The organism is Gibbsiella dentisursi, assembly GCF_039539505.1.
GTDB classification, from domain to species: Bacteria; Pseudomonadota; Gammaproteobacteria; order Enterobacterales; family Enterobacteriaceae; genus Gibbsiella; species Gibbsiella quercinecans.
Map to the genome: position 1 here is coordinate 587,190 of NZ_BAABDG010000002.1, position 11,808 is coordinate 598,997.

General features: G+C 58.4%; 9 protein-coding genes and 1 pseudogene. 8 read left to right on the plus strand and 2 right to left on the minus strand.

Annotated features, from left to right (window positions below):
• Positions 1–158 precede the first annotated feature (158 nt).
• The 7 genes and pseudogenes from ABFX35_RS03170 (at position 159) to ABFX35_RS03200 (ending at position 7,669) form a co-directional block, all read left to right on the plus strand.
• Entirely contained in the window at positions 159–1,412 is a 1,254-nt protein-coding gene (locus tag ABFX35_RS03170) for a glycoside hydrolase family 28 protein (RefSeq protein ID WP_346079109.1), read from the plus strand.
• Between the two features lie 142 nt (positions 1,413–1,554).
• On the plus strand, positions 1,555–1,869 hold the full coding sequence (locus tag ABFX35_RS03175; RefSeq protein ID WP_346079111.1) for a carboxymuconolactone decarboxylase family protein: 315 nt from the start codon (positions 1,555–1,557) through the stop codon (positions 1,867–1,869).
• Positions 1,870–1,872: 3 nt separating this feature from the next.
• Positions 1,873–2,040: pseudogene (locus ABFX35_RS03180) on the plus strand (tautomerase family protein); the annotation flags it as partial.
• 53 nt (positions 2,041–2,093) lie between these two features.
• Positions 2,094–2,390 carry a tautomerase family protein gene (locus ABFX35_RS03185; RefSeq protein ID WP_346079113.1) on the plus strand — a complete coding sequence of 99 codons (297 nt, stop codon included), beginning with the start codon at positions 2,094–2,096 and terminating at the stop codon, positions 2,388–2,390.
• 66 nt (positions 2,391–2,456) lie between these two features.
• Entirely contained in the window at positions 2,457–4,658 is a 2,202-nt protein-coding gene (gene dinG / locus ABFX35_RS03190) for an ATP-dependent DNA helicase DinG (protein WP_346079115.1), read from the plus strand.
• 97 nt (positions 4,659–4,755) lie between these two features.
• Positions 4,756–5,724 (plus strand): DNA-binding protein YbiB, encoded by a 969-nt coding sequence (gene ybiB, locus ABFX35_RS03195; RefSeq protein ID WP_346079117.1) that lies wholly within the window; start codon positions 4,756–4,758, stop codon positions 5,722–5,724.
• A 91-nt stretch (positions 5,725–5,815) separates the two neighbouring features.
• Positions 5,816–7,669, plus strand: coding sequence for a M3 family metallopeptidase (locus ABFX35_RS03200; protein ID WP_346079119.1), 1,854 nt, complete (start codon positions 5,816–5,818; stop codon positions 7,667–7,669).
• 48 nt (positions 7,670–7,717) lie between these two features.
• Here ABFX35_RS03200 and ABFX35_RS03205 read toward each other — a convergent pair whose 3' ends face one another.
• Positions 7,718–8,353, minus strand: coding sequence for a flavin reductase family protein (locus tag ABFX35_RS03205; RefSeq protein ID WP_346079121.1), 636 nt, complete (start codon positions 8,351–8,353; stop codon positions 7,718–7,720).
• A 122-nt stretch (positions 8,354–8,475) separates the two neighbouring features.
• On the opposite strand from ABFX35_RS03205, the gene rlmF reads away from it, so the two are divergent.
• The gene (gene rlmF / locus ABFX35_RS03210; RefSeq protein WP_346079123.1) at positions 8,476–9,447 is read left to right on the plus strand and encodes a 23S rRNA (adenine(1618)-N(6))-methyltransferase RlmF; all 972 of its coding nucleotides are present in this window, start codon (positions 8,476–8,478) and stop codon (positions 9,445–9,447) included.
• Positions 9,448–9,515: 68 nt separating this feature from the next.
• On the opposite strand, the gene ybiO is transcribed toward rlmF, so the two are convergent.
• Positions 9,516–11,735: a mechanosensitive channel protein gene (gene ybiO, locus ABFX35_RS03215; protein ID WP_346079125.1), complete on the minus strand. Its 2,220-nt coding sequence runs from the start codon at positions 11,733–11,735 to the stop codon at positions 9,516–9,518.
• Positions 11,736–11,808 lie beyond the last annotated feature (73 nt).

Below are 11,808 nucleotides of genomic sequence, written 5' to 3' on the forward strand. Positions count from 1 at the left end.
CGGTGTTTTTTTGTACTGCCAACCTGGTGGGTAAGACATTTATTTTTGTGTGGGTAATTGCACAACCCGCTGGGCGTGATTTAGCGGAATCGTTTCAGCAAACTAGCCTCGTCGTGCCATCAGAGGCACAGTTTAACCTGATAAGGAAATTGATAGACATGAAATATTCACACAAAAAAATAGCATTAAGCGCCTTGGCGTTGTGTATCGGCAGCCATTTGCCGGCGGCCTTCGCAGCCGACAGCCGCAGCGTAAAAACCCCGGTGATCCCGGCCAGTTGCAGCGTGCTTAGCGCCACCAACGGCGATGCGACGGCGAGTATTCAAAAAGCGCTGAACGCCTGCGCCAAAGGCAAGAGTGTGCGCCTGGTCGCCAAAGGCAGCGCGAATAAATTCTATGCCGGCCCCTTGCAACTGCCTTCCGGGGTGGGGCTGTGGGTTGATCAGGGCGTCACGCTGCTGGCCAAGGCTTCTCCAACGGCGTTTGATAACGGCGGTAAGACATGTGGCACGCTGGATAAATCCGGCAAGGGCTGCCAGGCGTTTATCACCGTCAGCGGCGCCACCGGCAGTGGGATTTACGGCAAAGGCACCATCGACGGCCAGGGTGGTGTGGTTATGGAAGGGAAAAATCAAAGCTGGTGGCAGTTGGCGACGGAGGCAAAAACCAAAAAGCTGAGCCAGAATGCGCCGCGTCTTATCCAAATCAACAGTTCCAGGGATATTAAGCTCTACCAGATCACGCTGAAAAACTCGCCTAACTTTCACGTGGTTAGCGATCGGGTGGACGGCTTAACCGCCTGGGGGATCACCATCAATACGCCGGGAACCGCCCGAAATACCGATGGGTTTGATCCGATCTCCTCGCAGAACGTGACGCTCATCAACAGCAGCATCAGCACCGGGGATGACAACGTGGCGATAAAAGCCGGCAATAACGGCCCAACGCGCAATATCTCTATTGTGAACAATAAGTTTGGCGTAGGGCACGGCATGTCGATCGGCAGTGAAACCAACGGCGGCGTCAGCGGCGTTGATGTTAGCAACCTGACGTTAAACGGCACCACCAGCGGGCTGCGGATCAAAAGCGATCGCACCCGTGGCGGCGTGGTTTCCGGCGTGAAATACAACCAGGTATGCATGCAAAACGTGAAAAACCCGATCGTCATGGATACCCAGTATGAGAACAACACTGCGGGCAACCGGGTGCCAACCTTCCGGGATATCACGTTGACCAATGTGACCAGCGTAACCTCGGGCGCGGTGCTACTGCGCGGCATCAGCAGCGCTAACCCGATTGCGCTAACGCTGCAAGGCGTTTACCTGGCGAAGGGCACAACCTTTAGCCAAAGTAATGCCACGTTAAAAGGCAGTTTTTTGATTACGTCGGCGGGGAAAACCTGCGCTAATTGATAAAGCAGCCGTAGCCAGCCGGGGCTGAGCAGGCGGTAGGTTTATAATCCTGTTTTTATAAACCATCAATGCAAAAAATCCCGATATTCACCACTGTAACCGGCGGGTAGGGTAATGCTATTGCACACAACAGGAGGATTACATGCATAGCAAACACACCGCCGGACAACAGGCTTTCGGTGATATCGCCCCGAAGCTGGCCGAGCTGAGCGATCGCGTTTTATTTGATGATGTCTGGCAAAGGCCGGAACTGACCCGCCGCGAACGCAGTTTAATCACCGTTGCCGCGCTGGTGGCTTTGAACTGCGTGGAGCAATTGCCTTTCCATCTGCAACTGGCGCAGCGCAATGGCGTGAATGCGGCGCAACTGGCGGAGGCGATCACTCACCTGGCGTTTTATGCCGGTTGGCCGGCAGCGGCCTCTGCAATCGCGCGCCTGCGCGATCTGGGGGAGTAAACCATGCCTTTCACCCGTATCGCCCTGCAACGGGGCAAATCGAACGACTATCTGCATACCCTGTCCGATACGTTGCACCAGGCGCTGGTGGACGCGTTTGACGTGCCCGCGGCGGACAAATTCCAGGCGATCGATCAGTACTCACCGGGCGAACTGATATACGATCGTGATTAGCTCGGCGGGCCGCGTTCTGCGGATTATACTCGTCATACTTCAAGTTGCAGGTGTGTTGGCTTTCCTCGCTCACCCCAGTCACTTACTTATGTAAGCTCCTGGGGATTCGCTGCGTCGCCGCCTTCCTGCAACTCGAATTATTTAGAGTATATACACTGTATTATATTACCAGCGGCCGCCCGCGCAGCACGGCCACCAAACAGCGTTTTTATCAGCGCCTTACTACGCTGCTGGTGCAGAACCTGCAATTGCGGCCAGAAGATGTGATGGTAATCATTGCCTGCACGGAGGCCGATGCATGGTCCTTTAGCGCGGGGCGCATCGCAATGTTGCTAGGCCAGCCGTAACTCGGGCTGACGCCGCGGGTGGTCTGTGGGACAATAGCGCCATCATTTCGTTTAGATAAGAGTTGAATGGCGCTCACCACCGCAGTAAAAAATCAAATAGGCCAGTGGTACAAAGCCCTGCAGCAGCAAATACCGGATTTTATTTCCCGCGCACCGCAGCGCCAGATGATCGCCGAAGTGGCGAAAACCCTGGCCGGCGACTATCCGCGCCATTTGGCGATCGAAGCGCCAACCGGCGTCGGCAAAACGCTGTCATACCTGATCCCGGGCATTGCCGTCGGGCGGGACGAAGGCAAACCGCTGGTGGTCAGCACCGCTAACGTGGCGCTGCAAGACCAGATCTACAGTAAAGATCTGCCGCTGTTGAAAAAAATCATCCCCGATCTGAAATTCACCGGCGCGTTTGGCCGTGGGCGCTATGTTTGCCCGCGTAACCTGGCGGCGATGAGCACCGATGCGGCGGAGCAGGGCGATCTGATGCTGTACCTGGATGAGGAGGAACTGGCGCCGTCCAGCGGTGAAGAACAGGCGCAATGCCAAAAGCTGGCCAAGGCCCTCAGCCGCCACGAGTGGGACGGGCTGCGCGATCACTATGCCCAAAGCATTAACGATGCGCTGTGGGGCAAATTGAGCACGGACAGGGCCAACTGCCTGGGGCGCAACTGCCACTATATTCGTGAGTGCCCGTTTTACATTGCGCGCAAGGAAATTGAGAGTGCCGATGTGGTGGTTGCCAACCATGCGCTGGTGATGGCGGCGCTGGAAAGCGAATCGGTGCTGCCGAACCCGAAAGAACTGCTGCTGGTGCTGGATGAAGGCCACCACCTGCCGGAAGTGGCGCGCGACGCGTTGGAAATCGAAGGTGAAATCACTGCGCTGGCCACCAATTTGCAGCTTGATTTGATCGTGCGCCAGGTGGAGCAATGCATCACGCAGTACCGGCCAAAGAACCCGCCGGGGTTATCCAACCCCGAGCGGTTGAAAAACCATTGCGAAGAGATGCGTGAACTGGTGCAGGCCTTTGAGCACCAGGTGAGCGCTTACCTGCCGGGCGACAGCGTTGCCGCCGAGCATCGCTTTGAAATGGGGCAGTTGCCGCCAGAGATGATCGAGATCTGCAGCCGTTTATTCAAACTGACCGATGCGCTGCGCGGCCTGGCGGAGTTTATCCTCAACGATCTGACCGAACAAAGCGGCAAGCATGACATCATGCGCCTGCACCGGGCCATTTTGCAGATGAACCGCACCTCTGGCTATCTGGATGCAATGACCAAACTGTGGCGCCTGGCGGCGCTGGAAAAATCCTCCAATGCGCCGATCACCAAGTGGGTAACGCGCGAACAGCGCGATAACGTCACCCACCTGTATCTGCATTGCGTCGGTATCCGTGTGAGCGATCAACTGGAAAAACTGCTGTGGCGCAATGTGCCGCATGTCGTGGTTACGTCGGCCACGCTGCGTTCCCTGAACAGTTTCGCCCGCCTGCAGGAAATGAGCGGGCTGAATGAAAAGGCCGGCGATCGCTTCGAAGTCCTGGCTTCGCCGTTCAATCACATTGAGCAGGGGAAAATCGTTATCCCGCAAATGCGTATTGAACCGGTGTTGGCCCATGAGGCGGAGCATCTGGAAGAGATGGCCCGCTGTTTTCGCGCCGAGGTGGCCGGTGGGCAGCATAAAGGCATGCTGGTGCTGTTTAGCAGCAACCGCGCGATGCACACCTTTCTCAGCTATGTCTCCGATTTGCGCCTGATGCTGCTGGTGCAGGGGGATCAACCCCGTTACCGGCTGGTGGAAGAGCACTGCAAACGGGTGGCGAACGGCAGCGCCAGCGTGCTGGTTGGCCTGCAGTCTTTTGCCGAAGGGCTGGATTTGAAAGGCGAATTACTGACCCAGGTGCATATTCACAAGATTGCTTTCCCGCCGATCGACAGCCCGGTGATCCTCACCGAAGGGGAGTGGCTGAAATCGCTTAAGCGCTATCCGTTCGAGGTGCAAAGCTTGCCCAGTGCGTCTTTTAATCTGATCCAGCAGGTGGGGCGCCTGATCCGCAGCTTGCAGTGCCGCGGCGAAATCGTGATTTACGATCGCCGCCTGCTGACCAAAAATTACGGCGCCCGCCTGCTGGCTGCATTACCGGTGTTCCCGATCGAACAGCGCGCGGTGCCGGAGGCCGATAAAGCGCACCTGGCGGCGCTGAAATCCGCCGCGGCGGCGGCGAAAAAGGAGAAAAAGCCCGGCAGTCCTTTTGCTCGGCGGCGCCGGCGCTGATGATTGCCATGTACAACTGTGCAGCGGGTAACTCATAATTGTGCGCAAATACATGAATAAGGCCTGCTTGCCGCAGGCAAACCAGGGGAACCCCGCCATGGATTACACCAAAATTATCAAAGAAATCGGCCGTGGCAAGAATCATGCGCGCGATTTGGATCAGGAAACCGCTTTCCAGCTTTATCAGGCGATCCTGGCCGGCGATGTGCCGCCGCTGGAACTGGGTGGCGTGTTGATCGCGCTGCGTATCAAAGGCGAAGCGGAAGCCGAGATGCTCGGTTTTTATCACGCCATGCAGCAGCAGGTGATGCAGCTTTCTTTGCCGCAGGGCAAACCGATGCCGGTGGTATTGCCGAGCTACAACGGTGCGCGCAGGCAGGCGAACCTTACGCCGCTGCTGGCATTGCTGTTGGCCAAAGTCGGCCTGCCGGTGGTGGTGCACGGGGTGATAGACGACCGCACCCGGGTGACCAGTGCGGAAATTTTCCAGGCGTTGGGCATGCCCTGGTCGGAAGACGCGGCCCATGCCCAGCAGCGGCTGGATGCGGGCGAACCGGTGTTTATTCCGGTGAGCGCACTGTCTGCGCCTTTGGAGCGCCAACTTGGCCTGCGCTGGCGTATGGGGGTGCGCAACAGTGCGCATACGCTGGCCAAATTGGCCACGCCGTTTGGCGCCGCCGATGTGCTGCGCATCGCCAGCGTTTCTCACCCGGAATATGTGGAGCGCGTCGGTTCGTTCTTCCGCCAGATTGGCGGGCGCGGGTTACTGATGCACGGTACGGAAGGCGAAGCCTACGCTAACCCACAGCGTTGCCCGCAGATCCATTACATCGTTGGCGGTGAGCAGCGGGTGTTGATGGAACGGCCGCCGCAAGATGAAAGTGCGCAACTGCCAGCGGAGAAGGATGCGCTCAGCACGGCGCGCTGGACGGAGCGCTGCCTGGCCGGGGATGTGCCCATCCCGCCGGCGATCCAGCGCCAAATCGCCTGTTGCCTGGTCGCGGCCGGCGTGGCGGCGACGCTGGAAGATGGGCTGGCGAGTTTGTGCGACGCCTGCCTGCCATAGCCCTAAATCCGCGATGTGTTAATTCATCGTGCAACGCGGAATTTATTGGGAATATACTGAAAAAACCGGCGTATTTTCTTAGAGGATGGTTATGCAACAGGCTCTCGAATATTTCAACCAATTGAACCAGGATTACCTCAACGTTCACCGCAACAAAGAAGAATTATTCTGGCAAAACTATATGGGCACCGGCGGTAAGGATGTGTCGGCACGCTTTGCCGCGGCGGAAAGCGCCTATAAACGTTTTATCGCCGAGCCGCGCCGCCTGCCGGAGATTCGCCAAATGCTGGCCGGGCTTGAAGCCCAGCCCAACAGCCCGGAAAAAGAGGCACTGTTGCACGGCCTGAACGGTTGGCTGCGCTTTTTTGACTGTAACGCGATTGAAGATCCACAGGCGCAGGTGCTGCTGGACCAAATCATCGCCGCCGAAGCCGATCTGTATAACCGCCGTAAAGACTACCCGGTGGAGCACCTGAACGCCAAGGGGGAGCGGGTGCCGGCTTCTCTCGGCGAACTGCTCACTAATCAAGCCACAAACGAAAATGAAGAATATCGGCGCAGTTCGCAAACCGCACTGCGCGATCTGGAGCAATGGCTGCTGCATAACGGCCTGCCGGAACTGATCGGCTTGCGTAACCGCTTTGCCCGCCAACTGGGTTACCGCAACTATTTTGATTACAAGGTGAACAAAACCGAGCGGATGTCGCCGGAGCAATTGTTCGCTATTTTGGACCGCTTCGAACAGCAAACGCGCGCTGCCAATGCGCGCAGCCTGCAGCAACTGGCCGCCAGCAAGGGTGAGCAGGCGCTGGCGCCATGGAACCTGCGCTTTGCCAGCGCCGGCGACGTGACGCGCCAGCTCGATCCCTACTTCCCGTTTGCACAGTCGCTGGCGCGCTGGGTGAACAGCTTCAAGCGGCTGCATATTGGTTTTCGCGGCGCGCAGTTGAACCTCGATCTGTTGGTGCGCAAAGGCAAATATGAAAATGGCTTTATGCACAGCCCGGTGCCGGCGTTTATCCAGCAGGGCAAATGGCAGCCGGCGCAGATCAATTTCACTAGCCTGGCGCAGCCGGGGCAGGTGGGCAGCGGCGCCAATGGCCTGAACACCTTGTTCCATGAGGGCGGGCACGCGGCGCACTTTGCTAACATTTGCCAGAATGCGCCGTGTTTCTCCCAGGAGTTCCCGCCGACCTCCATGGCCTATGCCGAAACCCAGTCGATGTTCTGCGATAGCCTGTTGGATGATGCCGACTGGCTGAAGCGCTATGCGAAAAACGCCGCCGATGAGCCGGTACCGGATGCACTGATCAAGGCCTGCATTGCCGCCCGCCAACCGATGCGCGCGTTTAACGAACGCCATATTCTGCTGGTGCCGTATTTTGAATGGGCGCTTTACCAGTGGGACGATGAGCAGCGCACGCCGGCGGCGATTACTCAACTGGCGCGTGATATCGAACAGAAGATTTTGGGCATCAGCGGCAGCCCGCGCCCGACGCTGGCGATCCCGCACCTGCTGTCGCTGGAATCCGCCTGTTCCTATCAAGGGTATCTGTTGGCGCTGATGGCGGTAGAGCAAACCCGGCAGTTCTTCCTTCAACGTGACGGTTACCTGACTGATAACCCGGCGATTGGCCCCGATCTGGCCCGGCATTACTGGCTGCCGGGCAACAGCGTCAGCCATGACGATACGCTGCGCAGCCTGACCGGCGAAGGCTTTAATCCGGATTACCTGGCCGAAGCCTGTAACCAGACGGTGGAGCAGGCCTGGCATGATGCACAGCAGGCGATTGCCGCCGCTGCGCAGCGGCCGCAACCGCCGGCCGACTTTGATCTGGCGGCGCATATTCGCGTTGTGGATGGTGATGCGGTGTTGGCCGATAACGCTAACGGCGACGAGCAGATGTGCCGTGATTTCGCCGCGGCGATTGAAGCCCGCCTGTAAATACCGGCGGCCGATGGCGGGGCACTGCCTACGCCCCGCCGGGGCGTCTTATCCGCGTGCGTCCGGGCGCACCAGATCGAAGCGTTGTTGCTCGGAAATGCCATAATAGGCCGTTGGGCCGCCGGCGCGCAGAATCGGCTGCGCCGCCGCCGTCTGGTAAATACCGTGTTCATCCAGCAGGTTGCCGGCGATATGCACGGCAACCACTTCCCCCAACACCAGCCAGGTGTCCACGTTCTCGCCCGCCGCCGTTTGCAACTGAATGCACTGCGTCAGCCGGCATTCGAAGTTGACCGGGCTTTCCGCCACGCGGTCTACCCGCACTTTGCGCCCCGGCAATGGCGTCAGGCCGGCAAAGGCGAACTCGTCGCGATCGCGCGGCAGGCTGGCGGAACTGTTGTTCATCGCTTCGGCCAGCGGGCGGGTTGCCAGGTTCCAGATAAACTCGCCGGTTTCATGAATATTGGCCACGCTGTCTTTCCAGCCGCAGCTGGCAAAACCGATGATAGGCGGATGATAGTTGAAACAGTTGAAGAAACTGTAAGGGGCCAGATTGCGCTGGCCGGCGGCGCTGACGGACGATATCCAGCCGATCGGGCGTGGGCCGATAATGGCGTTCAGCGGATCGTGCGGCAGGCCGTGGCCCTGCGCGGGTTCATAATAGTAATGGGATTCACTGCTCATAAGCGGCCTGATAACGAGGTGAACAAGGCTATATATTCTGGCTGATGCGCCGCATTGTGCAAGTTGCCGCGTGCTTTATGTTATCTTACGCCGCAGAAATGGTTATCAGAGAGCCCGCCACGGTGCAAAAGAAAAAGACCTTCCCACAACAAAAAAGCGGCCTGCATCCGCGCAACCGCCATCGTTCCCGCTATGATTTTCCCACGTTGATCGCCAGTTGCCCGGCGTTGGCGCCGTTTGTCGCGCCCAATGCCTGGGGAGATGAATCGGTGGATTTTGCCGATCCGGCGGCGGTGAAAATGCTTAACCGGGCGCTGTTACAGCATTTTTACGGCATTGCGCATTGGGATATTCCGGTAGGCTACCTGTGCCCGCCGATCCCCGGCCGCGCGGATTATCTGCACCATTTGGCGGATCTGTTGGCAAGCGCTAACGGCGGCGCGATCCCGCGCGGCAAGAACGTGGCGATCCTGGATATTGGCGTGGGGGCCAACTGTATTTACCCGATCATCGGCCAGCACGATTATGGCTGGCGTTTTACCGGCTCGGAGAACGATCCGGTATCATTAAACGCGGCCAAAATGATCGTCGCCATGAACCCGACCCTGCGTAACAGTGTACGCCTGCGACAGCAGAAACAGCCGGCGGCGATCTTCCAGGGCATTATCGGTGTGGCGGAGCGCTTTGATGCCACGCTGTGTAACCCGCCGTTCCATGGCTCGGCGCAGGAGGCCACGGCCAGCACGCGCCGCAAACTGCATAAGTTGGGCAAAGGCGAAGTGGGTGACACGCCGGTGCAGAATTTTGGCGGCAAAAATAATGAGCTGTGGTGTGAAGGCGGTGAAGCGGCTTTCGTTTGCCAGATGGTGGCGGAAAGCGTTGCCAAAGCGGGCAACTGTTTGTGGTTTACTTCGCTGATTTCAAAAAACACCACGTTGCCGCTGATTTATCAGGCGTTGCAGCAGGCCGGGGCGGTTGAGGTGCGCACCGTTGAAATGGCGCAGGGGCAGAAGATCAGCCGTTTTGTGGCCTGGACCTTCCAGTCGCCCCAGCAGCAGGCCGAGTGGGCCGCAGCGCGTTGGGCGGCGGCATAAGCGCGTTTTAATACGGCGGCGGCAGCGTGAACGGCATGGCGTTAACACCTGCCGCCGGTGCCTACGCCCTATCTCTTGTGTGGCTCTTGCTCATCATCCCCTTCCGGCCGCTCTCCCGCCGCGGCATCCTTCTGCGAAGCGTAGGAAAGCTGCACTGCCTGCTGCGGCATGGCAATGCCGGCTTGTTCAAAATGAATCTTCACCAGCCTGTCCAGTGCATATTGCACTGCCCATTGCTTCAGCGCCTGGGTACGCACGGTGATCCGAATGGTAAATGAACGGTCAGCCAAGGCTACCACGCCGCTGAAGGCCGGTTCGCCGATCAGGAAGGCCCGCACGCCGTCGTCGTGTTGCAGCGCCGTAACCGCCTGCTGCAGCACTGCGGTAACGTGGTCAATATCTTCATCGCGGCTCACCGTGTATTCGGCGCGGTAAATGCCGAACTCGCGCGCGTAGTTTGCCAGTGTGGTGATCGAAGAGTAGGGCACGATATGGTACACGCCATAGTCATCACGCAGCCCGATGGAACGGATGGTCATGCGCTCCACCGTGCCGGTGATCCCGCTGACGGTTACGTACTCACCGCTGTTCATGCCGTTCTCAAACTGAATAAACACGCCGGTGATCACATCCTTCACCAGCGTTTGCGCGCCGAAACTGATGGCCAGGCCAAGTGCCCCGGCCCCGGCCAGCAATGGCGCGATGTTGATGCCCACCTGCGACAGCACGATCATGATGGTGATGGTGCTGATTACGATGGCCAGGACATTGCGGAACAGCGTCAGCAAGGTACGTTCGCGCGCGCTTGGGTGCACGCTGTTGCTCACCTCCAGCGCCAGACGGTGCTCGATAACGCTGGCCATCAAGGTCCAACTGACAACGGCGATGGCTACGATCAGTAAGATATGCAGCAGCCCGCCAATCATGCGCCCACCGATGTCACTGCCGGCCCACTGGTACAGATTGAGGATATGCCAGGCGTCGAGTAAAAACAGCGTCACTGCGGCCACCACTATTACCCGCAAAATTTTTAGCCCGTTGGGAATATAGGCATTGATGCGCCGTTCCAGCATCGGGTAACGGCGGTTAACATCGTCGGGCAGCGTGATGCGGCGGAAAATCCAACGGGTCAGCATACCGGAAAGCAGCGCCCCCGCGCCGATCACCAGCAGGCTTTTCACCGTGGCGGTCATCATAAAGCGCAGGCTGTTGCCAAGATCAAACTGTGACAGCACGAACAGCACCAGGAAATAGACCATGGCCAGCAAATGCCAGACGTGCCCCAGCCCACGCAGAAACACGCTGAAGAAGGTCATCGAGCGTTCCGCCAGCAGGTTGATTTGGTGCTGAATAGGCTTGCGGTTATGCAGGATCAGGCCAAAAGCATACAGCGTTAGCGTGAGCATGATGGCCAGGTTGGTGAGCGCTGCTGCCGCGTAGCTTATTTGGGTGGCGATAATCGGCACCACCACCATCAGCCCATAGCCGATCAGGCCGCTTAGCCAGGCCAGCCGTGTATTCCAGTAACGGGCTGTCTCATCGCTAAACGGGAACGGGCGCAGGTAGCTGAAGCGCGGCGAAAAAATCAGCCGCAGCACGGCTTTGAAAAACTCAATCACCGCGAAGGCGTTAAGAAACAGCGTTTGTTGGCGGGCGATCACGGCGCTGCCGGCATTCACGTGCTGGGCGAACAGATTGCCTGCGGTCAGCGCCATCAGCAGAATCAGCAGATCAATCACAAATGCGCCGATAATTGCCGCCGGAAGCTTGTACCACGGCCCCTGCTCGCGGTGCTTAACGTGGTGGCCCCAGTCGCCCATCCGCCGGTACAGCGGGCTGATCAGGCGCCGGATCAGATGGAAAAAGGCAAACGTCACCGCCGCCGTAAGCAGGAAATAGCCCAGCGCGCGCAGAAAGTTGTCGCGGTGGAACGCGCGTTTCGGGCCGGAATCAATGGTTTTTTGCAGCGTTGCCAGTTTGTGGGTAACGCTATCAAACGCGCTTTGTACCAGATCGCCAAGGCCATCACTCAAGGCCGGCGGCGGCGGCGGGGTGGTTTGCTGTTGCGCGGGCGCTTCACCCGCCGCTTGCTTTAGCTGGGCAATCAGGTTGGCCCGCGCCTGATCGTCTTCCAGCAGGTGGGCTAACGTGGCATAAGACGCTTTCTGTTGGTCTGCCGCAGCGGCGGCGAAGGCAGGAGGGGTGAACCAAAACAACAGCGGCAGTAATAACAGAAAGCGGCATTGGCGCAGACAGGTGGCTAATCGGGCGTATGCGTTAGGCGGCATTGTTCCTCTCTTTGTCGTGCCCAGGAAACGGGGTAAAGCAAAAAACACCCATTATAGTAGGGAATTGACCAAG

Coding starts and splice junctions, on each gene's coding strand:
- ABFX35_RS03170 (WP_346079109.1), top strand. CDS start 159: ATGAAATATTCACACAAAAAAATAGCATTAAGCGCCTTGGCGTTGTGT.
- ABFX35_RS03175 (WP_346079111.1), top strand. CDS start 1,555: ATGCATAGCAAACACACCGCCGGACAACAGGCTTTCGGTGATATCGCC.
- dinG (WP_346079115.1), top strand. CDS start 2,457: ATGGCGCTCACCACCGCAGTAAAAAATCAAATAGGCCAGTGGTACAAA.
- ybiB (WP_346079117.1), top strand. CDS start 4,756: ATGGATTACACCAAAATTATCAAAGAAATCGGCCGTGGCAAGAATCAT.
- ABFX35_RS03200 (WP_346079119.1), top strand. CDS start 5,816: ATGCAACAGGCTCTCGAATATTTCAACCAATTGAACCAGGATTACCTC.
- ABFX35_RS03205 (WP_346079121.1), bottom strand. CDS start 8,353: ATGAGCAGTGAATCCCATTACTATTATGAACCCGCGCAGGGCCACGGC.
- ybiO (WP_346079125.1), bottom strand. CDS start 11,735: ATGCCGCCTAACGCATACGCCCGATTAGCCACCTGTCTGCGCCAATGC.